Origin of the sequence: Pseudomonas tremae (assembly GCF_001401155.1) — a bacterium.
Lineage (GTDB): Bacteria > Pseudomonadota > Gammaproteobacteria > Pseudomonadales > Pseudomonadaceae > Aquipseudomonas > Aquipseudomonas tremae.
Genome location: NZ_LJRO01000048.1, coordinates 76656 through 101219 on the forward strand (window position 1 = coordinate 76656; position 24564 = coordinate 101219).

The 24564-nt window shown below is 58.4% G+C and carries 23 protein-coding genes; 10 read left to right on the forward strand and 13 right to left on the reverse strand.

The window, feature by feature from the left end; genetic code table 11:
• Positions 1–28 precede the first annotated feature (28 nt).
• A complete protein-coding gene (locus ALO43_RS03045) occupies positions 29–745 on the forward strand; it encodes a PA5502 family lipoprotein (protein WP_005887994.1) in 717 nt (238 codons plus the stop codon).
• A 182-nt stretch (positions 746–927) separates the two neighbouring features.
• Here ALO43_RS03045 and katE read toward each other — a convergent pair whose 3' ends face one another.
• Positions 928–3078 (reverse strand): catalase HPII, encoded by a 2151-nt coding sequence (gene katE / locus ALO43_RS03050; protein WP_053931662.1) that lies wholly within the window; start codon positions 3076–3078, stop codon positions 928–930.
• A 311-nt stretch (positions 3079–3389) separates the two neighbouring features.
• On the opposite strand from katE, the gene ALO43_RS03055 reads away from it, so the two are divergent.
• Genes ALO43_RS03055 through ALO43_RS03065 form a run of 3 tightly spaced genes read left to right on the forward strand, consistent with a single transcriptional unit; the run spans position 3390 to position 5897 of the window.
• Positions 3390–4397, forward strand: coding sequence for a methionine ABC transporter ATP-binding protein (locus tag ALO43_RS03055; protein ID WP_024669171.1), 1008 nt, complete (start codon positions 3390–3392; stop codon positions 4395–4397).
• Entirely contained in the window at positions 4397–5071 is a 675-nt protein-coding gene (locus ALO43_RS03060; protein ID WP_005888000.1) for a methionine ABC transporter permease, read from the forward strand. The genes ALO43_RS03055 and ALO43_RS03060 overlap by 1 nt, the downstream gene beginning before the upstream one ends.
• 52 nt (positions 5072–5123) lie before the next feature.
• Positions 5124–5897: a MetQ/NlpA family ABC transporter substrate-binding protein gene (locus tag ALO43_RS03065; RefSeq protein ID WP_005888002.1), complete on the forward strand. Its 774-nt coding sequence runs from the start codon at positions 5124–5126 to the stop codon at positions 5895–5897.
• 33 nt (positions 5898–5930) lie between these two features.
• On the opposite strand, the gene ALO43_RS03070 is transcribed toward ALO43_RS03065, so the two are convergent.
• Positions 5931–6563, reverse strand: a complete 633-nt coding sequence (locus tag ALO43_RS03070; protein WP_005888004.1) for an SCO family protein — start codon at positions 6561–6563, stop codon at positions 5931–5933.
• A gap of 54 nt (positions 6564–6617) precedes the next feature.
• Positions 6618–7133: a cytochrome c oxidase assembly protein gene (locus tag ALO43_RS03075; RefSeq protein WP_005888006.1), complete on the reverse strand. Its 516-nt coding sequence runs from the start codon at positions 7131–7133 to the stop codon at positions 6618–6620.
• A gap of 287 nt (positions 7134–7420) precedes the next feature.
• On the opposite strand from ALO43_RS03075, the gene ALO43_RS03080 reads away from it, so the two are divergent.
• Positions 7421–8071: a hypothetical protein gene (locus ALO43_RS03080; RefSeq protein ID WP_005888008.1), complete on the forward strand. Its 651-nt coding sequence runs from the start codon at positions 7421–7423 to the stop codon at positions 8069–8071.
• A 106-nt stretch (positions 8072–8177) separates the two neighbouring features.
• On the opposite strand, the gene ALO43_RS03085 is transcribed toward ALO43_RS03080, so the two are convergent.
• The 5 genes from ALO43_RS03085 to ALO43_RS03105 all read right to left on the reverse strand — a co-directional run bounded on the left by ALO43_RS03085 (position 8178) and on the right by ALO43_RS03105 (position 13468).
• Positions 8178–9710: a SulP family inorganic anion transporter gene (locus ALO43_RS03085; RefSeq protein WP_054997089.1), complete on the reverse strand. Its 1533-nt coding sequence runs from the start codon at positions 9708–9710 to the stop codon at positions 8178–8180.
• 101 nt (positions 9711–9811) lie between these two features.
• On the reverse strand, positions 9812–10552 hold the full coding sequence (locus ALO43_RS03090; RefSeq protein WP_024669173.1) for a carbonic anhydrase: 741 nt from the start codon (positions 10550–10552) through the stop codon (positions 9812–9814).
• Positions 10553–10757: 205 nt separating this feature from the next.
• Positions 10758–11816 (reverse strand): PA0069 family radical SAM protein, encoded by a 1059-nt coding sequence (locus tag ALO43_RS03095; protein ID WP_054997090.1) that lies wholly within the window; start codon positions 11814–11816, stop codon positions 10758–10760.
• Between the two features lie 117 nt (positions 11817–11933).
• The gene (gene elbB / locus ALO43_RS03100) at positions 11934–12602 is read right to left on the reverse strand and encodes an isoprenoid biosynthesis glyoxalase ElbB (protein WP_053931653.1); all 669 of its coding nucleotides are present in this window, start codon (positions 12600–12602) and stop codon (positions 11934–11936) included.
• 203 nt (positions 12603–12805) lie between these two features.
• Positions 12806–13468 carry a DedA family protein gene (locus ALO43_RS03105; protein ID WP_005888013.1) on the reverse strand — a complete coding sequence of 221 codons (663 nt, stop codon included), beginning with the start codon at positions 13466–13468 and terminating at the stop codon, positions 12806–12808.
• Positions 13469–13699: 231 nt separating this feature from the next.
• Here ALO43_RS03105 and hemB point away from each other — a divergent pair, with 231 nt between their 5' ends.
• Together hemB and ppk1 are read left to right on the forward strand one after the other, a co-directional pair.
• Positions 13700–14710: a porphobilinogen synthase gene (hemB, locus tag ALO43_RS03110; RefSeq protein WP_024669175.1), complete on the forward strand. Its 1011-nt coding sequence runs from the start codon at positions 13700–13702 to the stop codon at positions 14708–14710.
• Positions 14711–14726: 16 nt separating this feature from the next.
• Positions 14727–16937, forward strand: a complete 2211-nt coding sequence (gene ppk1 / locus ALO43_RS03115) for a polyphosphate kinase 1 (protein ID WP_005888019.1) — start codon at positions 14727–14729, stop codon at positions 16935–16937.
• On the opposite strand, the gene ppx is transcribed toward ppk1, so the two are convergent.
• The 5 genes from ppx to ALO43_RS03140 form a co-directional block, all read right to left on the reverse strand.
• Positions 16924–18426 (reverse strand): exopolyphosphatase, encoded by a 1503-nt coding sequence (ppx, locus tag ALO43_RS03120; protein WP_054997091.1) that lies wholly within the window; start codon positions 18424–18426, stop codon positions 16924–16926. The genes ppk1 and ppx overlap by 14 nt on opposite strands.
• 316 nt (positions 18427–18742) lie before the next feature.
• The gene (locus ALO43_RS03125; protein ID WP_005888022.1) at positions 18743–19477 is read right to left on the reverse strand and encodes an amino acid ABC transporter ATP-binding protein; all 735 of its coding nucleotides are present in this window, start codon (positions 19475–19477) and stop codon (positions 18743–18745) included.
• On the reverse strand, positions 19464–20114 hold the full coding sequence (locus ALO43_RS03130; protein WP_032618371.1) for an amino acid ABC transporter permease: 651 nt from the start codon (positions 20112–20114) through the stop codon (positions 19464–19466). Before ALO43_RS03130 ends, ALO43_RS03125 begins: the two co-directional genes overlap by 14 nt.
• The gene (locus ALO43_RS03135) at positions 20111–20776 is read right to left on the reverse strand and encodes an amino acid ABC transporter permease (protein WP_005888024.1); all 666 of its coding nucleotides are present in this window, start codon (positions 20774–20776) and stop codon (positions 20111–20113) included. Before ALO43_RS03135 ends, ALO43_RS03130 begins: the two co-directional genes overlap by 4 nt.
• 29 nt (positions 20777–20805) lie before the next feature.
• Complete coding sequence (locus tag ALO43_RS03140; protein ID WP_054997092.1) at positions 20806–21591, reverse strand: transporter substrate-binding domain-containing protein; 786 nt, start codon at positions 21589–21591, stop codon at positions 20806–20808.
• A 249-nt stretch (positions 21592–21840) separates the two neighbouring features.
• On the opposite strand from ALO43_RS03140, the gene ALO43_RS03145 reads away from it, so the two are divergent.
• From ALO43_RS03145 to rho, 3 genes are all read left to right on the forward strand, one after another.
• Positions 21841–22545: a FadR/GntR family transcriptional regulator gene (locus ALO43_RS03145; RefSeq protein WP_005888028.1), complete on the forward strand. Its 705-nt coding sequence runs from the start codon at positions 21841–21843 to the stop codon at positions 22543–22545.
• 121 nt (positions 22546–22666) lie between these two features.
• Positions 22667–22996, forward strand: a complete 330-nt coding sequence (gene trxA / locus ALO43_RS03150; protein WP_005888029.1) for a thioredoxin TrxA — start codon at positions 22667–22669, stop codon at positions 22994–22996.
• 231 nt (positions 22997–23227) lie between these two features.
• Positions 23228–24487, forward strand: a complete 1260-nt coding sequence (gene rho, locus ALO43_RS03155) for a transcription termination factor Rho (RefSeq protein ID WP_002551560.1) — start codon at positions 23228–23230, stop codon at positions 24485–24487.
• Positions 24488–24564 lie beyond the last annotated feature (77 nt).

Sequence of the window (24564 nt, forward strand, 5' to 3'; positions counted from 1 at the left end):
TTTTTGCGCAAACTAGAGAATCGCAGGAATGAAGCCGCTCGCCCCACGCTATCTGCTGCTGGTCGCATTTTCCATCCTGTTGGGTGCCTGTCAGAGCGCGCCTGATGCCGAGACGCCTGCGTCCGATGTTCAGCCTGATGCCTTTGCGCAACTGGAACAGAACATCGCCAGCAACGAGCTGGCGACCGCAGAAGATCAGCTCGCTACGTTGCAGGCTGCCAATGCTTCGGACATCCGTCTTGAGCCTTTTCAGCGCCGTCTGGCAGAGGCATACCTGAGTCGCAGCCAGATCAGCCTGCAAAAGGGCGACATGAACGCAGCGGCCAGTGCGCTGAGCCGCGCCCGAGCATTGATGCCCAAGGCGCCGGCGCTGACCAGCGGAGTCAACGGCGCTATTGCCCATGCGCGCAAGGCAGAGCTGGAGAAAGCCGAAGCGGATTTGAAAGAGGCTGAAGCCCGAAGAGTGGCCAAGCTTGTCGATCCGTCTGCAGAAAGCACGACGATTGACCTGAAAATCGGCGATATGCGCGCACTGCGCCGACAGCTGGACGACATCGCGGCAGATACCGTGGCGTTCAATTGTGATGTGCTGCTAGTGGTGCCGCGCACCGAAGATTACCCGTGGCTGGCTACATTGCTGACCAAGCGGGTGGTCAAGGCCAATCCGGATTTTGAGCTGCAATTGCGCCGGGAAATCGAGCGCAATGAAAAAGCGCATATTATTCTGACACCTGCCAAGTCCTGACCTGCTGTTTCAAAAGCGGACTTTCAGGCACTTATAGTTCCTCACGCTCCGCGCGGAAATACCGTGCGTGACGCTGTGCATGGCAAATCTGCGTCCATACTCAAGATCGGACGCAGACCATCCAGAAAAGCGTCCCCACGCTGGAGCGTGGGGACGCTAATCTAGCCACTCAGGCGTTTAGATCAAGCCGGAACAGCCTTGGCTTTCACTTCACGATCCCATACGCGGTGTTGTGCCATCGCATCGAAGAAGGTTTCGAACGACTTGCTGTCGGACACAACCAGCAGTCCTGCGTCTTCTTCCAGTCTCAGCAAGCTCAGCAGATCCTTGGCTTCCCCGGCAACGGAGATGGCCTTGAGGTGCTTGTAGGCTTCCAGGATGAAGTGCAGCGCTACGCCATCGGTGCTAAGGGCTTTTACCGAGCCCGCGCCGCCTGGTACGAATACCGCGTCGAATGCTACCGAAGGCAGGCCTTCCGCCGAAGCGTCCACTGGCAGGCTCTTGCCGTCAGCAGTCTTCACCGGTGCGGAAGTCGGACCAAGTACTTTGGCGTGTGCGCCCTTGGCAGTCAGCGCGGCTTTCATGGCTTCGACCGCCTTGCCGTCTACGCCATTGGCCACGAGGATGGCAACTTTGCGCGAAACGATATCGCCAGACAGCAGGTTGACCTGACTTAGCGCCGGCGATTCTTTCACCGAGGTCGAACGTGCAGGCACGGTTCCGGCTGTTGGTGCCGGCAGGCCCAGGTTGGCTGCCACTCGGCTGGCCAGTTCCAGGTCGATGTTGGCCAGAATCTCGTTGACCTGGCGGGCACGGATGTACTCGCGCTCGACCTTGCCCAGCTCGAAGCTGTAGGCCGCGATGATGTGCTCTTTCTCGTGGTGGCTCATGCTCTGGAAGAACAGGGTGGCCTGAGAGAAGTGGTCGCCGAACGACTCGCTGCGCTCACGTACCTTGTGCGCTTCGACGCGCTCAGGGTAAGTCTCGAAACCACCGTCCACTGCGGCCGCTGGCGTTTCTTTCGGCCAGCCGCCATCGATCGAGTTCGGCTCGTAGGAAGCACGGCCCTTGTCGATGGTGGTGCGGTGCTGGGCGTCGCGCTGACCGTTATGGTTCGGTGCAATCGGACGGTTGATCGGGATCTCGTGGAAGTTCGGACCACCGAGGCGACTGATCTGCGTGTCAGTGTAGGAAAACAGTCGACCTTGCAGCAGCGGATCGTTGGAGAAGTCGATGCCTGGCACGATATGGCCTGGGCAGAAGGCGACCTGTTCAGTCTCGGCGAAATAGTTGTCCGGGTTACGGTTGAGCACCATTTTGCCCAGCGGGGTAACCGGCACCAGCTCTTCCGGGATGATCTTGGTCGGATCAAGCAGATCGAAGTCGAACTTGTGTTCGTCTTCCTCGGCGACGATCTGCACGCCCAGTTCCCACTCTGGGTAGTCGCCCATTTCAATGGACTCCCACAGGTCGCGGCGGTGGAAATCGGTGTCCTTGCCGGCCAGCTTCTGTGCTTCGTCCCAGACCAGCGAGCACACGCCGAACTTGGGCTTCCAGTGGAATTTGACGAAAGTGGATTTGCCTTCGGTATTGATCATGCGGAACGTGTGGATACCAAAGCCCTGCATGGTGCGCAGGCTTTTCGGGATGGCACGGTCAGACATGGTCCACAGCACCATGTGTGCGGATTCCGGCACCAGCGACACGAAGTCCCAGAAGGTGTCGTGCGCCGAACCACCGGTAGGGATTTCATTGTGCGGTTCTGGTTTTACCGCATGCACGAAGTCAGGGAACTTGATCGCGTCCTGAATGAAGAAGATCGGCATGTTGTTGCCCACCAGATCGAAGTTGCCTTCGTCGGTGTAGAACTTGACTGCAAAGCCACGCACGTCACGCACAGTGTCGCCCGAGCCACGGGGGCCCTGAACGGTCGAGAAACGTGCGAAAACCGGGGTTTTCTTGCCCGGATCACGCAGGAAGCCTGCTTTACTCAGTGCGCCCTGGTCTTCGTACGTCTGAAAGTAGCCATGGGCTGCGGTGCCGCGGGCGTGGACGATACGCTCCGGGATGCGCTCGTGGTCAAAGTGCGTGATTTTTTCACGCATGATGAAGTCTTCGAGCAGCGAAGGGCCGCGGCTGCCGACTTTCAGGGTGTTCTGGTTGTCGGCGATCTTGACGCCGTGGTTGGTGCGCAGCGCCTGGCTGGTCGCGTCCGAACGAAACTGCTCAAGGCTCTCGAGCTTGGCGTTGGTGTTGCCCCGGTCCAGTGTGTCGGTGCCTGCCATTTCGCTTTTGGGTGTAGGGGTAATGGGCGGATTTTTCTCGCTAGCCATCAGAAACAACTCCTTATCTGGACCCAATCGTTGAGTTGGGTTCGCTGATTACGACTTCCCTGATGCAAGCGGGAAATCACGGTATCGAGAAAGTGACAGGTGCAGGAAACAGCCGTTCAGTTCAATTGAGCGCGTTTAGTACCAACGGTCGCGTTATGCCCAATACACAGACCCGCTTGCAAATAAATGCTAAGCACAGCGGGCAGGACAGGCTAAAATGCGCGCCCGGCTCAATCTGGCCGAGGTAACGAAGCAGGTGGAGCATGATCCACTGCGCTGATTTTTTAACGCGCCCCCACAAGGTTCGCTCCGTGATCGAGTTTCATAACGTCCACAAAACCTATCGGGTGGCAGGCAAGGAAATACCGGCCTTGCACCCCACCAGCCTGCGCGTCGACGACGGCCAGGTATTCGGCATCATTGGCCATTCAGGTGCTGGCAAAAGCACCCTGCTGCGCCTGATCAACCGGCTCGAAACCCCTAGCGGCGGGCAGATCGTGGTTGATGGCGAAGACGTCACGGCACTCGATGCCAATGGCCTGCGCCGCTTTCGGCAGCAAGTCGGGATGATCTTCCAGCACTTCAATCTGCTGGCCTCCAAAACCGTAGCCGACAACGTTGCGATGCCCCTGACCCTGGCGGGCGACATGCCGCGCAAGCAGATCGATCAGCGCGTGGCCGAGTTGCTTGAGCGGGTCGGGCTGTCCGATCACGCTAAAAAGTACCCGGCTCAATTGTCTGGCGGTCAGAAGCAGCGCGTCGGCATTGCCCGCGCCCTGGCGACCAAACCCAAGATCCTGCTCTGCGACGAAGCCACCAGCGCGCTGGACCCGCAGACCACTGCGTCGGTCCTGCAACTGCTGGCCGAGATCAATCGCGAACTGAAACTGACCATCGTGCTCATCACCCATGAAATGGACGTGATTCGTCGCGTCTGTGATCAGGTGGCGGTCATGGACGCAGGCGTCATCGTCGAGCAGGGCAGGGTGGCGGATGTGTTCTTGCACCCGCAGCACTCGACCACCAGGCGTTTTGTGCAGGAAGACGACCAGATCGATGAAAACGAACAGCGTGACGACTTCGCTCATGTAGAGGGCCGAATCGTGCGCCTGACCTTCCAGGGCGAGGCAACCTACGCGCCGCTGCTGGGCACCGTAGCGCGTGAAACCGGTGTCGACTACAGCATCCTGGCCGGTCGTATCGATCGCATCAAGGACACCCCTTACGGCCAACTCACGCTGGCGATCACCGGTGGCGACATGGACGCTGCCTTCGCGCGGTTCACCGCTGCCGATGTCCATATGGAGGTGCTGCGCTGATGGACGCTTTTCTGAACCTGTTTTCCAACGTCGACTGGTACGAGATATGGGTCGCCACCGGCGACACCATGATCATGCTCGTTGTGTCGCTGGGCTTCACCGTCCTCTTAGGCCTGCCGCTGGGCGTATTGATGTTTCTGACGTCGCCTCGTCAGTTGCTGGAACACAAACAGCTGTACGCCACCGTCGGCCTGATCGTGAATATGCTGCGTGCTTTGCCGTTCATCATTCTGCTGATCGTGATGATGCCGCTGACTGAAATCATCACCGGCACATCGCTGGGTATTCTGGGCACGTTGCCGCCGCTGATCGCAGGCGCCACGCCGTTTTTTGCGCGTCTGGTAGAAACCGCGTTGCGTGAAGTGGACCGCGGCATCATCGAAGCCACTCAGGCTATGGGCGCCACCACCCGGCAGATCATTCTCAAGGCGCTGCTGCCAGAAGCGCGGCCCGGCATTCTGGCGGCGATCACCGTGACCGCCATTGCGCTGGTGTCTTTCACCGCGATGGCAGGTGCGGTTGGCGCTGGCGGGCTTGGTGACCTGGCTATTCGTTACGGTTATCAGCGTTTCCAGAACGATGTGATGTTTGTGACGGTCGTATTGTTGCTGGTGCTGGTGCAGATACTGCAAACCATCGGCGACAGGCTGGTTGCGCACTTTACGCACCGCTGATCGAATCAGTTGGCATCGGCCCGTTACGTGCGGGCCTCAAAGGAGTTGTTGCATGAAAAAACTATTGGCCGTACTGGCCGCTGTTACTGCCTTGTCCGCGCAGGCCAACGAAACCCTGACCGTGGCTGCTTCGGCCGTGCCGCATGCCGAAATCCTCGAGTTCGTGAAACCGACGCTCGCCAAAGAGGGCGTAGACCTGCAGATCAAGGTATTCAACGATTACATCCAGCCGAACGTACAGGTTTCGCAAAATCGTATGGACGCCAACTTCTTCCAGCACCAGCCGTATCTGGACGAGTACAACAAGGGCAAGAATGCCGATCTGGTGGCTGTGGCCAAGGTTCACATCGAACCTTTCGGCGCGTATTCGGACAAGATCAAGTCCCTCGCAGACCTGCCAAGCGGTGCCAACGTCGCGTTGCCTAATGATGCCACCAACGAAGGTCGTGCATTGTTGCTGCTCGCCAAGGCGGGTTTGATTACGCTGAAAGACCCTACCAACATCCTGTCCAAGCCTTCTGATGTGGTCAACAACTCGAAAGACCTGAAATTCCGCGAGCTGGAAGCCGCTACGCTGCCGCGTGTGCTGACTCAAGTCGATCTGGCGCTGATCAACACCAACTATGCGCTGACGGCCGGGCTTGACCCAACCAAGGACGCGCTGATCCTCGAAAATGGCGATTCGCCTTACGCGAATATTCTGGTAGCCCGTCCGGACAACAAGGACTCGGACGCCATGAAAAAGCTGGCCGCCGCTCTGCAAAGCCCGGAAGTCAAAACCTTCCTCGCCGAGAAGTACAAAGGCGCTGTGATTCCGGCGTTTTGATCTGAACTGATCGAGGCTGGAGATTCGGACGCTTTAATCCTTCTCCAGCAACCCCGGAAGCTGTTTCACCAGTTTTCGGGTATTCAGCGGGGCGCGAATAAAGCCTCGCTGAGTGCCGTCCGGGCCGATCAGGGCCAGGTTGCCACTGTGGTCGACAAAGTAGTTCGGTTTGCTGGTATCGGCGGGTATGAACGGAATGCTCACGCTGTTGGCCAGTTTCTGGATGTCGGCCACCGGCCCGGTCAAGCCGACGTAGTGCGTGTCGAAATAGCCCAGATATTGTTTGAGCTGCTGCGGGGTATCGCGGGCGGGATCGACACTGACCAGCACCACACGCATTCGCTTGACGGTTGCTTCAGGAAGCTCGCTGCGAATCTGCTTTATCTGCGCCAGGGTCGTCGGGCAGATATCCGGGCAGAAGGTGTAGCCGAAAAACATCAATGTCCACATGTCTTTCAGCCCATCAAGGGGCATGGCAGCGCCGTTCTGGTCGATCATGCTCAGCGCTGGCAGTTGCCGGCTTTTCGGTAGCAGAACAATACCTGCGTCATTGAGCGCTGCCTGGCTGGCTGGTCCGTCATCGGGCAGCAAGCGGCTGACGATCAGCCCCAGAATGAGCGCAACCAGCGCGGCAACGATAAAAACGGTCTTCTGGGTTCTGGTCATGGCTTTGGCTGGATGGCGTGGGTTGGGAATGATGGACTATATCCAAGGCAGAACCTAGGGCGTGGTGACGTCGAGCAATGTATAGGCAAGCGTCAATTGCCTCACATCGGCAGGCAGATCGCGATCAACGATGAAACGCACCGGCATTTCAATGCGTTCGCCTGGCTGCAGAGTTTGTTGGGTGAAACAGAAGCATTCGGTCTTGTGAAACCAGGCCGCTGCCTTGCCGGGTGAAATACCCGGTATTGCCTGGGCCTTCATCGGCTTGTCCGTGGGGTTTTGCGCTATGAAGATCATTTCATTGATCGCGCCCGGATGCACAATCATCTGCCCGGCACGCGGATAGAACTGCCAGACCATGCCCGCTGCAGTCGTAGCGGCAAAACGAACCTCGACCTGACGGGCTGCATCAATCGGCTGGCTGTAGGCATCGGCGGTCTTGTCATGTCCGCTTACGGCTCGTATCAGCCAGTCATAAAGCGGCGGCAGTGCATATCCGCACGTGAACATGATGATCAGCAGCAGTATCAGCCGGCCAGCGAAGCGGCTTCGCGAAACAGATCGAGTCATGCGGGCTCACTTTTACATCAGTCTGTGTGTCGGGAAAGGGTTGATCGACATCAGAATAGCCGGTCTGCGCAAAAGGTAAGGCCGGCCATTGCCTCCGGGCCTTGCAGCAATTCTGAGCATGCCGTTTATAACCAATCGGGCGGCCAGAGCCCTGTTCGATATAGCCGATATATATAAACGTGCACCAGTTATGACAAAAACGTCTTAAGCATTTAGTTAATCAAGCTAACGTATGACTTTCCTTAACCAAACCACGGGGTTCAATACCCTCGGGAGTGCCTGACGCCATGAACACCGCCGCATTGCGCGAGCAGATACAACAAGCCCATCAACATGAGGCCCGAACCGGCCACCTATTGCAGCAACTGGAACAAAAGCTACCCCATCTTCATCCAGCCATCCACTTGCCGGATGTCGATGCAAAAGATGTTCTGACGCGGTTTGTCACCGCTTATATCGATCTGGTGCCGGACCTGCTGGACGCCGCTCATGATGTCGCGGTGGAAGCCGGGATTGAAGGGCAGATCAAGCCGGTGTTGAAGATTGCCGAGCAATTCTTTGCCGCCCCGCCAGCCTGTATGACCGGGCATGAGGGGTTGGAAGGCCTGCTGGATGAGGCTTATCTGGCGCACAGGCTGGTCGAGGAAGTGAACGATCTGTACATCAAGCATTTCGGTCAGCCGCTGATACCGTCCAACACCACGGTGGCCAGCGTGATCGCGCATCAATTGATTGGCGAGCAATTTGCCAACCAGCTTGACGAGGCGGTCCATCATGCGGTGGATCAACTGCTCGATGAGGACAGTTTCGCACTGGACTCTGTGGAGGCGTATCGCGAGAAATTGATAAGTCCTGATACGGGAGCCGCGTGGAAGCGTTGGCCAAGCCTGTCCCGACAACTTGGCATCGGTCTGGAGCTGGAACGCTCCGTCGTCTGACTCAGGCGCCCGACTGAATGTCTTCGCCAGCAATGGAAGGGGCCCAACAGTGCTCCGCTGCTACGCGAAGACCCATCCGACCCCCATCATTCCCAGGTAGCGGCGATCAGCTTGCGGCTGAACCGATACCCGTTGTCGTGTGGATGCGCCCTTCCAGACGACGCTTCAAACCGCGCGGCTCGATGACCAGTCGGGTTCCATGAGCGGCGTTGGAACGCCCCCACTCTTCCAGCAGTTCAAGGCAAGAGTGATCGATATAGGACAGGTTGCCCAGCGGCACATGCAAGGTGCTGCCTTGCGCAATCGTGCCCAACGCCTTGGTCAGTGCCGGCACCTTGAGAAAGGTTGCTGCACCTACCAGACGCAGTTCGTAGTCTTTCTCGCCTTCCAGTTTCACTACATTGATTTTCAAGCGTGACGCCTTGAACGCCAGCTTCACCAGTGTCATGCCGAAACCGACCAAAACGCCAGTCAGCAAATCGGTGAAGATGATCGCCACAGCGGTTGCTGCATAAGTGAACATCGGCATCCGGCCATAACGACCCAAGCCACGAAATGCCTTGAGATCGACCAGTTTCAGACCGGTATAGACGAGTACGCCAGCCAGACTTGCGACCGGAATGCTTTGCAGTACGCTTGACAGCAGCAGCACGAATGCCAGCAGCCATGTGCCGTGAAGGATGGTCGAGTAACGGGTTTTTGCGCCGGCCTGAACATTCGCCGAGCTGCGCACGATAACGCCGGTCATCGGCAGCGCGCCGAGCAGGCCGCAGAGCATGTTGCCCACGCCCTGAGCGCTCAGTTCCTTGTCGAAGTCGGAGCGCTCGCCGCTGTGCATGCGATCGACCGCCGACGCAGACAACAGCGTTTCAGCACTGGCAATGAATGCCACCACGACTGCAGCAATCAGGATTGCCGGGTCAGCCAGGTTCATCAGGTCCGCCGGACGCAGCCAGTCAATAGCGTCGGCCAGGTTGTCCGGCACTTCAACGCGCTTGATCTGCAGGGCCAGGAACAGGCTTATACCGGTTGCGATACCGACACCCAGCAAGGCGCCGGGGACGAAGCGCAAGGATTGAGGACGAAATTTTTCCCAGCTCCACATGATCAGCATGGTGCCCAGACCGAGCATGCCGGCTTGCATGCCGGTGCCTGGCCCGATGGCCTGCATCACTGTGGCGGGGAAGCCGATCAGGTTATGCAGCCCGGAAGGTTGCGGGCCGCTGTCGAACATCACATGAGCCTGTGACAGAACAATCAGAACACCGATACCCGCCAGCATCCCGTAAACCACCGCGGGTGCCGTGACCCGGAACCAGCAGCCCAGCTTGAAGCGTCCGGCGAGCAACTGGAGCAGCCCGGCCAGCAGCAGGATTGGCCCCAGCATGGCCATGCCATGCTCACGCACGACTTCGAAGACCAGCACCGCCAGACCTGCGGCAGGACCACTGACCTGCAACGGCGAACCGGCTATCCAGCCGACGATCAGACCACCAATGATGCCGGTGATCAGACCTTTCGCTGGCGGCATGCCAGAAGCGATCGCGATCCCCATGCACAGCGGCAAAGCGACCAGGAACACGACCACGGAAGCTAAAAGCTCCCGTGGCAAGGCGGATTTCAGTTCTGCAATTCCCATGACGCTTCTCCGTGATTCCTCAGGCGAGGCAAGGCTGACGGCGCGCATCATGCGCAGCCGTCACCGTAAAAAGAGGTGCTTGCCTTCAGTCGTGAAGGATATCAGTCGACTGAAAAGCGTGCTTTCGGGGAGGCCATAGGTGCCGGGCCTTGGCCATCGAGGGGTACGAAGCTGTCACGCTCGGCATCGTAGGCCAGGATTTCGCTGGTTTCGATACTGTAGACCCAACCATGAATGAACAGCTGACCGCTGGCCATCTTCGCCGCAACCGAAGGGTGGGTACGCAAGTGTTGCAGCTGGGAAATCACGTTTTCCTGAGTCAGGACCTGCATGGTTTCCAGCTCGCCGCTGCAATTGCAGTTTTGCTCGACCACTGTACGGGCGACTTCGGCATGACGCAGCCAGGCTTTTACCGTCGGCATCTTGTCCAGGCTGTCCGGGTTGAGCACGGCACGCATGGCGCCGCAATCGGAGTGGCCGCAGACGATAATGTGCTGCACGCCCAGCGCAACCACGGCATATTCCAGCGCGGTTGAAACACCGCCGTTCATCTGACCGTATGGCGGCACGACGTTGCCGACGTTACGCGTCACGAACAGGTCGCCAGGCGAGCTTTGGGTAATCAGCTCGGGCACGATGCGCGAGTCGGCGCAGGTGATGAACATAGCCCGTGGCGACTGCGCGGTGGCCAGCTTCTTGAACAGTTCTTCCTGCTGGGGGAAGACCTCGTTACGAAAATGTACAAAGCCATCGACGATTTGTTTCAACGCTACGTCGGCGCTACTCATTTGGCTGTCTGTGCTGGACGACGTAGCCGAATGCTGGTTATCCGTGTCTCTCATCTGTTCATCCTCTCTGACGGATTGATGTGGATTTCTCATGCCTGTTTGACCAGAGCCGGATGTGATCCTGTAACAAGGAATCACGAACAAAATCCTGTGAGCGTTATTGCTGGTGACACTCAGGGTTACAGACTAATCGTCCAAGCTTAAGCGAAACTGAATGCGATGGCTCTGGCTCGCGGGTTTGCACGATAGTACCAAGTTGTTACAGCAGTGACATTTGCCCGCCGGGAGGGCAGAACGCTTCGCAATCCAGTGCGAAGCTTTCCCGACGGTTCAGCCCAAGACGTTTGACCGCCATCGCGTAACGCTGTGCCAGCAGATCGGCAAACGGTCCCTCACCGCGCATCCGGGACCCGAACTCGCTGTCATAAAGCGCCCCGCCGCGGCTTTGACGTATCAGGCTCATGACATGATCCGCGCGTTGCGGGTAATGCGTCTTCAGCCACTCGTCGAACAACGGAGCTACCTCGAGTGGCAGGCGCAGCATCACGTAACTTGCGCTCAATGCACCTGCGGCTTTCGCCTCGCTCAACAGTGCTTCCAGTTCGCTGTCATTGATCATCGGGATCATTGGTGCGCACAGGACGCCAACCGGTACTCCCGCCTGACGCAATACGCGGATGGCGCGCAGACGGGCCTTGGGTGCAGCGGCCCTGGGCTCCAGAATGCATTTGAGTTCGTCGTCCAGCGTCGTCAGGCTGATGAATACCGATACCAGCCGCAATTTTGCCATTTCCGCCAGCAGATCCAGGTCCCGCAGGATCAGTGAACCTTTGGTAATGATGCTGACGGGATGACGATAACGCAGCAACACCTCAAGTGTGGCGCGTGTGATCCGGTACTCGCGCTCTATCGGCTGATAGGGGTCGGTATTAGCCCCAAGCGTGATGGGCGCGCAGCGATAGCCTGGCTTGGAAAGTTGCTGCTCCAGCAGCGCCGCTGCATTGGTCTTGGCGATCAGTCGGGTTTCGAAATCCAGGCCCGGAGACATATCCCAATACGCATGGCTGGGCCTGGCGAAACAATAGATGCAGCCATGCTCGCAGCCTCTATACGGGTTGATCGAACGATCAAAGGGAATGTCTGGAGAACTGTTGCGGGTGATGATGCTTTTGGCGGTCTCGTGGGTGACCTGTGTGCCCTGCGTCAGCGGGACTTCCTGATACCAGCCATCGTCCTCGGCCACAGACTGGCTGGGCGCAAAGCGGTTATGCGGATTGCTCGCCGTGCCACGACCACGGAATGGAGAGGGGCTGGACATCTGGTTATACTCAAGTACTGTTTATGCATACAGTACAGCATAAGCCGAATTGGATCGCCACGACACATGTCGTGATTCACCGCTCGCCTGACGAGTGGTGAATCATGAGCGGGCTGATCAGGCATCGCTCTGTTGCGTCAGCTCTAATACCCGGTCAACCAGCTTGTTGATGCCGGCCGCGGCCTCGCCGATGCTTTTGGCAACCATGTAGGCGGGGGTGCTGACCAGCTTGCGTGCCTCGTCCTCGACGATGTCATCAACCGCGCATTCAATGTGGCTGCCGCCCATCCTGGTGATGGCTGCAGCGGTTTCGGCGTCGTTGCCGATGGTGCAGGTAACGCCCGGGCCATAGATCTTGGCCGCCAGGGCTGGCGTGATGCAGATCAGTCCGACCGGTTTGCCGGCTTCGGCGAACGCCTCGGCCAGCTCCAGCAGCCCGGCTTCCACTTGGCAGGCGTGACCTTGCAGGGCGAGGTCAGAGAGGTTTTTTGCTGCGCCGAAACCACCGGGGATGATCAGCGCGTCAAAATCTTCGGCGTTCGCCTCGCGTATGTCTTTCACTTCGCCGCGGGCAATGCGCGCGGATTCAATCAGCACGTTGCGCGATTCAGGCATCTCTTCGCCGGTCAGGTGATTGATGACATGGTGCTGAGCGATGTCCGGTGCGAAGCACTGAACCTGCGCACCACGTTGATCCAGGCGAAGCAGGGTCAGAACGCTTTCGTGAATTTCGGCGCCATCGTAGACACCGCAGCCGGACAGGATTACAGCCACTTTTTTCTGCATCGATTCGGCTCCTTGAGCGTCGGCAATCTGGGGCTTCTTTTAATTTGCCCTACCATTGATCGTTTTTGGGGCCGAGTGTTCAGTCAGTCGGTGAAGGCTGTGGGGGTCGGGCGAGGGCTGGAGGCGTTGGAGCGGGGGGCTGCATAACGTGTTCGCCGAGCGAGCCCGCCGGGGCTGCACTCGGCACACAACGTTACGTTATTCTATTCGTCGGATTTTTTCTTCAGGTCGACCGGCACGGCAGTGGGCATGTCCAGGTCCGAAGCGGCTGCCGATGCGCAGAAGCGGCTCTTTTCTTCACGTTCTTCACGGGCGATGCGTGCGTTCTTGATGCGCCTGCGTATCCACAGGGCCAAGCCGAGCAATATCAGAGCGCCCAGCACCCAGAGTTCGTATTTCTTGACGTTGCCCAGCAGGCCTTCGAGAACCGCACCGAAGTGGTAGGCCGCCGAGCCCAGCGCCGCTGCCCAGACCGCAGCGCCGATGCCGTTGAGCAGCAGGTAGCGCCCGGGCGGATAGCCGGACAGGCCGATGGCTACCGGCATGACGGTCCGCAGGCCATAGACAAATCGGAAGCCCAGCACCCATATGTCCGGATGCTTGCGCACCAGCCTGAGCGCCTTGTCGCCCATGAGTTGCCAGCGCGGCTTGCGCGCCAGCAGTTTGCGTCCGTGCTTGCGCCCCATGAAGTACCACAGCTGGTCACCCGCATAGCTGCCAAAAAAGGCGACTACGATGACAATGTTGAGGTCCATGTAACCGCGAAACGCCAGAAAGCCGGCAAGAACAAGAATGGTCTCGCCTTCAAAAAAGGTGCCGAGGAACAGGGCGAAGTAGCCGAATTCGTTCAAGAAATTCTGGAGCATTGTCTGGATGCTGGCGAAATGAACGCGCAGCCTAACGCGCCGGACGGAATCATGAAAGTGTCGATATGTGTCTCGACGTTAAAGATTCTTGCAACCACAATGGTTGCATCCCCTGTAAGTCTGTGACCGCGACGTGCAGTCGCAGGTCGAACCATGACTGTCACACATTGGTCATAATGGCGGCTTATAACTGTCGCGCTTGCCCGCGTAAGCGGGCTCAGGAGTCTCGCCGTGAGCTTTACCCCCGCAAACCGCCTGTTTCCTCTCACTCGTCTGCGCCGTAATCGCCGCGACGACTTTTCCCGTCGGCTGGTGCGTGAAAACGTTGTCACCGTTGACGATCTGATTCTCCCCGTATTTGTGCTCGATGGTGAAAACCGTCGTGAGTCCATCGCATCGATGCCAGGCGTCGAGCGTCTGAGCGTTGATCTGCTTCTCAAGGAAGCCGAGCATTGGGTGGCGCTGGGTATTCCCGCGCTGGCGCTGTTCCCGGTAACACCGCCGGAAAAGAAATCCCTCGACGGCGCCGAAGCCTGGAACCCCGACGGTATCGCCCAGCGTGCAACCCGCGCCCTGCGTGACCGTTTCCCAGAGCTGGGCGTCATCACTGATGTGGCGCTGGACCCGTTTACCACCCACGGTCAGGACGGCATTCTTGACGAAGAAGGCTATGTGCAGAACGACATTACTGTCGATGCGCTGGTCAAACAGGCGTTGTCCCACGCCGATGCCGGTGCGCAGGTTATTGCGCCTTCGGACATGATGGACGGCCGTATTCAGGCCATTCGCGAGTCTCTGGAGCTGGCAGGGCACGTTAACGTACGAATCATGGCTTACTCGGCCAAATACGCCAGCGCCTACTACGGTCCGTTCCGCGATGCGGTGGGTTCTTCACTGAACCTGGGCAAGGCCAACAAGGCGTCTTATCAGATGGACCCTGCCAACAGCAACGAGGCGCTGCACGAAGTGGCGGCTGACCTTGCTGAAGGCGCCGACATGGTGATGGTCAAGCCAGGCATGCCTTATCTGGACATCCTTCACAGGGTCAAGGATGAGTTCAAGGTGCCGACCTTTGTCTATCAGGTCAGTGGTGAATACGCGATGCACATGGCAGCAATCCAGAACGGTTGGCTGAGTGAAGGGGTGATTCTGGAATCCCTCACTGCCTTCAAACGCGCAGGTGCCGACGGCATTCTTACTTATTTTGCCGTTCGTGCCGCTCAACTGTTGAAGGGGCAATAGCCTCACAGGAACATTCATGAATACCGAAGCACTCATCGAAGCCGCTGTTGAAGTCGATGCTCAGGAGGCAACACCCTTGGTTGAACCTGATATCGAAGTAATCCCGGCCATCGAGGCGCCTGCCGCTCCGGTGCCCGCCATTGTCGCTCCGAACCTGGACGACAGCAGTCTGTATATCCACCGCGAACTGTCCCAGTTGCAGTTCAATATCCGGGTATTGGAACAGGCGCTCGATGAGTCCTACCCGTTACTGGAGCGGTTGAAGTTTCTGCTGATCTTCTCCAGCAACCTTGATGAGTTCTTCGAGATTCGTGTTGCCGGCCTGAAGAAGCAGATCACGTTTGCCCGCGAGCAGGCAGGGGCCGACGGTTTGCAGCCGCATCAGGCACTGGCCAGAATCAGCGAGCTGGTTCACGGTCATGTGGATCGCCAATACGCGATTCTCAATGACATCCTGCTGCCCGAGCTTGAAAAGCATCAGGTACGTTTTATTCGTCGTCGTCACTGGACCGCCAAGCTCAAGGCCTGGGTGCGTCGCTATTTCCGTGACGAGATTGCACCGATCATCACGCCGATCGGCCTGGACCCTACCCATCCGTTTCCATTGCTGGTCAACAAAAGCCTGAACTTCATTGTCGAGCTTGAAGGTATCGATGCCTTCGGTCGTGATTCGGGCCTTGCGATCATTCCCGCACCGCGCCTGTTGCCGCGCGTAATCAAAGTGCCGGAAGAGGTGTGCGGGCCTGGGGACAACTTCGTGTTCCTCTCGTCGATGATCCACGCGCATGCCGATGACCTGTTTCAGGGCATGAAGGTCAAGGGCTGCTATCAGTTCCGCCTGACCCGAAACGCCGATCTGGCACTGGACTCGGAAGACGTGGAAGACCTGGCGCGTGCCCTGCGCGGCGAGCTGTTCTCGCGTCGTTACGGCGATGCGGTGCGTCTGGAAGTGGCGGATACCTGCCCCAAACACTTGTCGGATTACCTGCTCAAGCAGTTCAACCTCAACGAGTCCGAACTGTATCAGGTCAACGGGCCGGTCAACCTGACGCGCCTGTTCAGCATCACCGGTCTGGACAGTCATCCAGAACTGCAATACCCGCCGTTCACCCCGGCTATTCCCAAGCTGCTGCAGAACAGCGAAAACGTTTTCAGCGTGATCAGCAAGCAGGACATTCTGTTGCTGCACCCTTTCGAGTCCTTTACTCCCGTGGTGGACCTGCTGCGTCAGGCCGCCAAGGACCCGCACGTTCTGGCGGTACGTCAGACGCTGTACCGCAGCGGCGCGAACTCGGAAATTGTCGATGCGCTGGTTGACGCCGCGCGTAACGGCAAAGAGGTCACCGCAGTGATTGAACTGCGTGCGCGGTTCGACGAAGAGTCCAACCTGCAACTGGCCAGTCGTCTTCAGGCTGCCGGTGCGGTGGTGATCTATGGCGTGGTCGGCTTCAAGACCCACGCCAAGATGATGCTGATCCTGCGCCGTGAGGCGGGCGAAATCGTGCGTTACGCGCACCTTGGCACCGGTAACTATCATGCCGGCAACGCGCGTCTTTATACCGACTACAGCCTGCTGACCTCCGACGATGCGCTGTGCGAAGACGTCGGCAAGCTGTTCAGTCAGTTGATCGGCATGGGCAAGACCCTGCGTATGAAGAAGCTGCTGCATGCGCCATTCACGCTGAAGAAGGGCATGCTCGACATGATCGCCCGCGAGACGCAGTTTGCGCTCGACGGCAAGCCTGCGCACATCATTGCCAAGTTCAACTCGCTGACTGATCCGAAGATCATCCGTGCGTTGTACAAGGCGAGTCAGTCCGGTGTGCGCATCGATCTGGTGGTACGCGGCATGTGCTGTCTGCGTCCGGGTATTGCCGGGGTCTCGCACAACATCCATGTGCGCTCGATCATCGGTCGCTTCCTGGAGCACACGCGGGTCTTCTACTTCCTCAATGGCGGCGACGAGCAGATGTTCCTGTCGAGCGCCGACTGGATGGAGCGTAACCTCGACAAGCGTGTCGAGACCTGCTTCCCGGTAGAGGGCAAGAAGCTGATTCTGCGCGTCAAGAAGGAGCTGGAAAGTTACCTGACCGACAACACCCACAGCTGGCTGCTGCAGTCAGACGGACGTTATGTGCGCAGTACGCCGACTGGCAATCAGAACCCGCGAAGTGCCCAGGCGACCCTGCTGGAGCGCCTGAGCAACCCTGTCCTCAGCGTACGCTGAAGACGATGCCGACTCGGGTCAGCCACTCCGCTTCCAGCGCGAAGTCGGCCTGAGTCAGCTGGTTGTTTTCCAGCCAGCCTTTCGGGAACTCGGCGTCCAGATTCGGGCCGTCGGCACGTAACACCACACGCGGCATCTCCTGGGTGCCGCGAATGTGGTGAAACAGAATCGCAAAGCGCAACAACACGCACAGACGAATCAGCTTGATGCCTTCCGCGCCGAACTCGGCGAACTTGTCCTTGGGAATGTTGCGGCGATGACCGCGTACCAACAGGGCGAGCATTTGCTGGTCTTCGCGTGAAAACCCGGCAAGATCCGAGTGCTCGATCAGGTAGGCGCCATGCTTGTGGTAGTGATAGTGGGCGATGTCCAGCCCGATCTCATGCACCTTGGCGGCCCAGCTCAGCAGTTCGGCGTAGCTTTCGTGCTGCAGCTCCCAACTGTCGGCAACCTGCTCCAGCGCATGCAGCGCCTTGGCTTCGACGCGTGCCGCCTGTTCCAGATCAACGTGATACCGCTCCATCAGCGAGCTGAGCGTGCGCTCACGCACGTCTTCGTGATGGTGACGGCCCATCAGGTCGTACAGCACGCCTTCGCGCAATGCGCCTTCGCAGTGATCCATGCGCTTGAGTTCAAGCGCGTCGAAGATGGCTTCGAGAATCGCCAGGCCCGCCGGGAAAATGGTGCGGCGGTCGGGCTTGATGCCGTCGAAGTCGATTTTTTCGACGTCACCCAGTTTGAACAGTTTGCGCTTGAGCCATGCCAGGCCTTCGGCGTTGACCTCGCCTGCACCGTAACCATTGGCTTTGAGCGCCACACCGATAGCGCGAATGGTGCCCGATGAGCCGATGGCCTCATCCCACTTCATGCGATGCAGCGCGTGTTCGATGCTCATGATTTCAAGCCGCGCAGCGGTGTAGGCCTGGGCGTAGCGCGCGGGTGTCACCTTGCCGTCGCGGAAATAGCGCTGAGTGAAACTCACGCAGCCCATCTGCAGGCTTTCACGCAGCAGCGGCTCGAAGCGTTGGCCGATGATGAATTCGGTACTGCCGCCGCCGATGTCGGCAACCAGGCGCTTGCCAGGTGTGTCAGCCAGCGTATGCGAGACGCCCAGATAAATGAGGCGCGCTTCTTCGCGTCCGGAAATAACTTCCACCGGATGGCCGAGAATTTCTTCGGCGCGGTGAATGAAATCGTTGCGGTTGCGGGCTTCGCGCAGGGCATTGGTGCCCACGATGCGCACAGCGCCGAGCGGCAGACCGTTGATCAACTGGGCAAAGCGTTTCAGGCAGTCGAGACCGCGCTGCATGGACTCTTCAGTCAGCTGGCGCTCTTCATCGATGCCGGCTGCCAACTGCACCTTTTCGCCCAGGCGCTCAAGAATGCGAATTTCGCCCTGATTGGCTTTCGCCACAACCATATGAAAGCTGTTTGAGCCCAGGTCGATGGCGGCGATCAGTGAAAGATTCTTGGGTGTTGAATGCGGCATGGTCAGAAAATCCAGTTCGATAACCGCACCATCGTGCCACGATCCATGTCTGTCGCCAACGCGAAGCTGTTCAGGCAGCGGAAATACCCGGTATTACTCTCGGACGTGGCTTATGGCTATAGGGTCGACGTGAGGGGCCTGTAACTATCGCGCCCCGCTCTGCGCAGGCAGTGGCGTGGCGCAGATTTGTGACGCAGAGCGTCACCCAAGGCATTCCCACGCTGGAGCGTGCGGAACGATAGTCTTCATGCAGATCACTATCGTGCCCATGCTCCGCGTGGGCATGCCGTTCTGGGCGCTCTGCGTCCGGTTTTGACTACGCGTGCTCCGCAGTGCCGATGAAATTCGCCAGTTCGGGGGTTTTCGGGTTGGCGAAGAGCACCTTCGGGTCGCCCACTTCGTGCACCTTGCCCTGATGCATGAACACCAGTTTGTCGCCCACTTCACGGGCGAAGCGCATTTCGTGGGTGACCATGATCAGGGTCATGCCGTCAGCAGCCAGTTGGCGAACCACGCTGAGTACTTCGCTGACCAGTTCCGGGTCCAGCGCCGAGGTGATTTCGTCACACAGCAGCACCTTGGGCGACATCGCCAATGCCCGGGCAATCGCCACGCGTTGCTGCTGGCCGCCAGACAGGCGATCCGGGAAGGCATCGAACTTCTCGCCCAGCCCGACGCGCTCCAGCATCTTTTTCGCCAGCCTTGCGGCTTCAGCCTTCGGCACCTTCTGCACGACCTGCGGCGCGAGCATCACGTTTTCGCCCACGCTCAGGTGCGGGAACAGATTGAACTGCTGAAACACCATGCCGACCTTCTGGCGCAGAGTGCGCAGGTCGGCGCGTGCTGCGTCCAGGTACTCGCCATCGACCTCGATCACCCCATCATTGATCGACTCCAGACCATTGAGCGTGCGTAGCAGGGTGCTCTTGCCCGAACCACTGCGACCAATGATTGCCACGACCTGGCCTTCCTCGACCGACAGATCGATGCCCTTCAACACGTGGTGATCGCCATAGTATTTATGCAGGGCGGAAATTCTAAGCAGAGGCATGCAGTCTCCTTTCCAGGTAGCGCGCGCACAGCGACAAGGGGTAGCAAAGGATGAAATAGCCCAAGGCGACGAAGCCGTAGACCATGAAAGGTTCGAACGTGGCGTTGGCCAGCATGCTGCCAGTCTTGGTCAGTTCGGTGAAACCGATGATCGAGGTCACTGCGGTGCCTTTGACCACCTGAACGGAAAAGCCCACGGTCGGTGCTACCGCGATACGCAGTGCCTGAGGCAGGATCACGTAGCGCATCTGTTCGAGTGGACTCATCGCCAGGCTGGCGGATGCTTCCCACTGACCCTTGGAAATCGACTCAACGCAGCCACGCCAGATTTCGGCGAGGTAAGCACTGGTGAACAGCGTCAACGCCAGTGCAGCCGCTGCCCAAGGAGAAATGTTCAGGCCCATCAGGGCGACGCCGAAGAACACCAGAAACAGCTGCATCAGCAGTGGTGTGCCCTGAAACAGCTCTATATAAAGCTTGGCCATCACACGCGGCCCGGACTTTTCCGAAGTGCGCATGACCATTATCAGCAAGCCGATAAGCCCGCCGCCGATAAAGGCCACCAGCGACAGGGCCAGCGTCCATTGCAGACCGATCAGCAAGTTGCGCACGATGTCCCATAGGGTGAAATCCATCAGTGGCTCCTCGAGATGTAACGTCGTCCGATCCAGGCCAGCAATTGGCGGATCAGCAGCGCCATTGCCAGATAGATCAGCGTGGTCACGATGTAGGTTTCAAACGACCGGAAATTACGCGACTGGATGAAATTGGCGAAGAAGCTCAGTTCTTCTGTGGCAATTTGCGAGCAGACCGCCGAACCCAGCATCACGATGATGATCTGGCTGCTCAGCGCTGGCCAGACCTTGCCCAGCGCTGGCACCAGCACCACGTAACGAAAGGCTTCATAGCGATTCATCGCCAGCGCCGCCGATGCTTCAAGCTGACCTTTGGGGATCGCCTGAATACCGGCCCGCACGATTTCGGTCGAATAGGCCCCCAGATTGACAACCATCGCCAGCACAGCCGCCTGCCACTCGGTAATCTGCACGCCCAGCGACGGCAGACCGAAGAAGATGAAGAACAGCTGGACCAGAAACGGCGTGTTGCGGATCAGCTCGACATAGATGGCGAAAATCGTCGCAAAAGGCTGGATCTTCCAGGCCCTGACGACGGCACCGACGATGCCGAGGCTGACACCGAGCAGCGTGCCGATGGCCGTCAGCTCCAGCGTGAACAAAGCCCCGCGCAACAGCACGTCGAGGTTTTGCAGGACCGGTGTAAAGTCGAAGTGATAAGCCATTGGTGGATCCTGTGACCGAAAAGCAATAATCAGAGATCGGCAGGCAGCGGTTGCTTCAGCCAGGTCTCGGACGCTTTCTCCAGAGCGCCGTCAGCCTTGGCAGCGTTGAGCATTTCGTTGACCTTGCCCAACAGCTCTGGCTGGCCCTTGTTGACGCCAACGTAGACTGGCGAATCCTTCAGTTTGACTTTCAGCGCTGGAATGCGCTTGGGGTTGCGCTCGCTGATGGCGACCATCACCACGTTGCCGCTGGCGATCAGGTCGGTCTGACCTGCCAGGTAAGCCGCGATAGTCGAATTGTTGTCTTCGAAACGCTTGATGGTAGTGCCTTCAGGCGCCACGGCCGACAGCTCGATGTCCTCGATCGCGCCACGGGTCACACTGATGGTCTTGCCTTTCAGGTCAGCCACATCCTTGACCGGAGAGTCGGGCGGACCGAACACCGCCAGATAGAACGGCGCGTAGGCACGGGAGAAATCGATGACTTTCTCGCGGTCAGGATTCTTGCCCAGGCTGGAAATTACCAGATCAACCTTGCCTGTGGTGAGGAAGGGGATGCGGTTGGTGCTGTTGACCGGCGTCAGCTCGAGCTTGACCTTCAGCCTGTCAGCCAGCAGTTGCGCGGTGTCGATGTCCAGGCCACGTGGCTTCATATCCGGACCGACCGAGCCGAACGGCGGGAAGTCCTGCGGTACGGCGACCTTCAAGGTGCCGCGCGCTACGACGTCGTCCAGCCCGTTGGCGTGGGCGGGTGTCTGGCTCAGCATCAGACTGGCAAACAATGCAGTAAGCAGGGCGCTGTAACGCTTGGTCATGTGAAGTCTCCGGGCGAAACGAAAAGTGTTGGCCATTCTCCAGTGCACAGCGCATGCCATCCGCTCATTGCTGCCGCAACTCAAGGTGTTCCGCACGATTATGGTCTTACTGGTCTGACCAGTTGATGCTCCGTGCGCCCTGCTTTGGCGCGCCGGAATGCCCGGCCGCCCCAGTGCTGGGCGTCGCTTGCCGAATCTGCGGGATGGCGATAAAAGGGCTTTTTACTGGACTGACTGGCCTGAACAGTGATGCCGCATACTTCACTCGCAGTACCCGAATCGGCCCTCAGGGCCATTCGCAAACTGATTGCCGAGCAAGGCTACAAACCCGGCGAAAGCCTGCCGTCGCAACGCGACCTGGCGGCGTTGCTGGGTGTCAGTCGTGCATCGCTGCGTGAAGCCTTGTCCTCACTCACAGCCTTGGGCGTGGTCAGTGTCCAGCCGGGAAAAGGCGTGTTCGTGCAGTCGATTTCTGAACCAGAACAGCGCACGGGTGGATTTTCCTGGCCATTTGAAGCCCGGGTTTCGCCAGCAGACACTTTTCAATTGCGCTATGCCCTTGAAGGTTTTGCCGCAGGTCTGGCCGCAGTCACCCTGACCGCTGACGAGCGCGATGTGCTTGAAGACAACGTCGAAGCCATGCGTCTCGAGTTACGTGGCGGCGACTTCGAGGCTGCAGCCAGGCTGGATTTCGAGTTTCATCGGCATATTCTGGTTGCCAGCGGTAACCAGGCGATGCTTGGGATAGTGACGGCAGGTGCCGATATTTTTCTTGAAAGCCAGAAGATGCCATTCATCCGTGCGGCGAGGGTCATGGAAACCTGGCAAGAGCATCGCAAGATCCTGCGTGCGCTGGCCCGCCACGCATCAGGCCCCGCACAAAAAGCCATGCAGGAGCATATTCGCGGCGCAGCGCTGCGCACCGGCATCGTTTTTGTCTCGCCATCAAGCTAGGCATCCCTCATAACTCCAGTCATGCGCCACCATAGCCAGAGTCAATGAAGCATCGCTTCCTGAATAGCATAAGGGGAGCTATGATGATCGTCTTTTGTAGCCTATGACCTCGGAGACTTCCATGAGCAACGACCTGATCAAAAACGTCACCGACGCCACTTTCGAAGCCGAAGTACTCAAGGCTGATGGTGCGGTGCTTGTTGATTACTGGGCTGAGTGGTGTGGCCCGTGCAAGATGATTGCCCCGGTACTGGACGAAATCGCCACTACCTACCAAGGCAAGCTGACTGTCGCCAAACTGAACATCGATGAAAATCAGGACACCCCGGCCAAGCATGGCGTGCGTGGTATTCCTACGCTGATGCTGTTCAAGAACGGCAATGTTGAAGCGACCAAAGTGGGCGCGTTGTCGAAGTCGCAGCTGGCTGCATTTCTCGACGCCAACATCTGAAGCACTTCAAGGCCCCGCAAATAGCGGGGTTTTTTTCAGGCGTCATACTAGACGCCCGGAAAATCAGGTGGTACATTCGGCCCCGCAACGGCTTCTCCGTTGCCCCCTGCAAGCCGTCGCCGACGCTCTCCTTATCGATTTAGTACGCGATCCTGTCGCCTTCTCTGCGGCGCGGCCTCATTAAGCCAAAAGCTTAATTCCCCCTCCATACACGATTACGTCATTCCCCATATGAACCTGACTGAACTCAAGCAAAAGCCGATTACCGAATTGCTCGAAATGGCCGAACAGGCTGGCATAGAAAATATGGCCCGTTCGCGCAAGCAGGACGTCATTTTTTCCCTGCTTAAACGGCACGCCAAAAGTGGCGAGGAAATATCCGGTGATGGCGTGCTGGAGATTCTCCAGGACGGCTTCGGTTTCCTGCGCTCCGCAGACGCTTCCTACCTGGCCGGCCCGGATGACATCTACGTCTCCCCTAGCCAGATCCGGCGCTTCAACCTGCGTACCGGCGACACCATCGTTGGCAAGATCCGTCCACCAAAAGAAGGTGAGCGTTATTTCGCTCTGCTCAAGGTCGACACGATCAACTACGATCGTCCGGAAAACGCCAAGAACAAGATTCTGTTCGAAAACCTGACGCCGTTGTTCCCGACGATCCGCATGAAGATGGAAGCCGGCAACGGTTCCACCGAAGACCTGACCGGTCGTGTGATCGATCTGTGTGCACCGATCGGCAAAGGTCAGCGTGGTCTGATCGTTGCTCCGCCGAAAGCGGGCAAGACCATCATGCTGCAGAACATCGCGTCGAACATCACGCGTAACAACCCGGAAGTGCATCTGATCGTACTGTTGATCGATGAGCGCCCGGAAGAAGTAACCGAAATGCAGCGCACCGTGCGCGGCGAAGTGGTCGCTTCGACATTCGACGAACCGCCAACCCGTCACGTACAGGTTGCCGAAATGGTGATCGAGAAGGCCAAGCGCCTGGTCGAGCACAAGAAAGACGTCGTCATCCTGCTCGACTCCATCACCCGTCTGGCTCGCGCCTACAATACCGTCATCCCGAGCTCCGGCAAGGTACTGACCGGTGGTGTCGATGCTCACGCACTCGAGAAACCAAAGCGTTTCTTCGGTGCTGCGCGAAACATCGAAGAGGGCGGCTCGTTGACCATCATCGCCACCGCGCTGGTTGAAACCGGTTCGAAGATGGACGAAGTCATCTACGAAGAGTTCAAGGGTACCGGCAACATGGAGCTGCCTCTGGATCGCAAGATCGCAGAGAAGCGCGTGTTCCCGGCCATCAACATCAACCGCTCCGGCACCCGCCGCGAAGAGCTGTTGACCGCTGATGACGAGTTGCAGCGCATGTGGATCCTGCGCAAGCTGCTGCACCCGATGGACGAAGTCGCGGCGATCGAGTTCCTGATCGACAAGCTCAAGCAGACCAAGACCAACGACGAGTTCTTCCTGTCCATGAAACGCAAGTAACAGACAGGCTGGCTCAAAAAATGGTGTCCTTCGGGGCACCATTTTTTTTGCCTGTGCGCCGCGGATTAGCTGCCTTG

What these genes read in the sequence shown, in the direction of transcription:
- trxA (WP_005888029.1), top strand. Translation starts at nt 22,667, where the DNA reads ATGAGCAACGACCTGATCAAAAACGTCACCGACGCCACTTTCGAAGCC.
- ppk1 (WP_005888019.1), top strand. Translation starts at nt 14,727, where the DNA reads ATGAATACCGAAGCACTCATCGAAGCCGCTGTTGAAGTCGATGCTCAG.
- ALO43_RS03140 (WP_054997092.1), bottom strand. Translation starts at nt 21,591, where the DNA reads ATGACCAAGCGTTACAGCGCCCTGCTTACTGCATTGTTTGCCAGTCTG.
- ALO43_RS03075 (WP_005888006.1), bottom strand. Translation starts at nt 7,133, where the DNA reads ATGACTCGATCTGTTTCGCGAAGCCGCTTCGCTGGCCGGCTGATACTG.
- ALO43_RS03145 (WP_005888028.1), top strand. Translation starts at nt 21,841, where the DNA reads ATGCCGCATACTTCACTCGCAGTACCCGAATCGGCCCTCAGGGCCATT.
- ALO43_RS03065 (WP_005888002.1), top strand. Translation starts at nt 5,124, where the DNA reads ATGAAAAAACTATTGGCCGTACTGGCCGCTGTTACTGCCTTGTCCGCG.
- ALO43_RS03060 (WP_005888000.1), top strand. Translation starts at nt 4,397, where the DNA reads ATGGACGCTTTTCTGAACCTGTTTTCCAACGTCGACTGGTACGAGATA.
- ALO43_RS03105 (WP_005888013.1), bottom strand. Translation starts at nt 13,468, where the DNA reads ATGCTCCAGAATTTCTTGAACGAATTCGGCTACTTCGCCCTGTTCCTC.
- ppx (WP_054997091.1), bottom strand. Translation starts at nt 18,426, where the DNA reads ATGCCGCATTCAACACCCAAGAATCTTTCACTGATCGCCGCCATCGAC.
- ALO43_RS03045 (WP_005887994.1), top strand. Translation starts at nt 29, where the DNA reads ATGAAGCCGCTCGCCCCACGCTATCTGCTGCTGGTCGCATTTTCCATC.
- ALO43_RS03090 (WP_024669173.1), bottom strand. Translation starts at nt 10,552, where the DNA reads ATGAGAGACACGGATAACCAGCATTCGGCTACGTCGTCCAGCACAGAC.
- ALO43_RS03135 (WP_005888024.1), bottom strand. Translation starts at nt 20,776, where the DNA reads ATGGCTTATCACTTCGACTTTACACCGGTCCTGCAAAACCTCGACGTG.
- ALO43_RS03085 (WP_054997089.1), bottom strand. Translation starts at nt 9,710, where the DNA reads ATGGGAATTGCAGAACTGAAATCCGCCTTGCCACGGGAGCTTTTAGCT.
- elbB (WP_053931653.1), bottom strand. Translation starts at nt 12,602, where the DNA reads ATGCAGAAAAAAGTGGCTGTAATCCTGTCCGGCTGCGGTGTCTACGAT.
- rho (WP_002551560.1), top strand. Translation starts at nt 23,228, where the DNA reads ATGAACCTGACTGAACTCAAGCAAAAGCCGATTACCGAATTGCTCGAA.
- katE (WP_053931662.1), bottom strand. Translation starts at nt 3,078, where the DNA reads ATGGCTAGCGAGAAAAATCCGCCCATTACCCCTACACCCAAAAGCGAA.
- ALO43_RS03070 (WP_005888004.1), bottom strand. Translation starts at nt 6,563, where the DNA reads ATGACCAGAACCCAGAAGACCGTTTTTATCGTTGCCGCGCTGGTTGCG.
- ALO43_RS03125 (WP_005888022.1), bottom strand. Translation starts at nt 19,477, where the DNA reads ATGCCTCTGCTTAGAATTTCCGCCCTGCATAAATACTATGGCGATCAC.
- ALO43_RS03095 (WP_054997090.1), bottom strand. Translation starts at nt 11,816, where the DNA reads ATGTCCAGCCCCTCTCCATTCCGTGGTCGTGGCACGGCGAGCAATCCG.
- ALO43_RS03080 (WP_005888008.1), top strand. Translation starts at nt 7,421, where the DNA reads ATGAACACCGCCGCATTGCGCGAGCAGATACAACAAGCCCATCAACAT.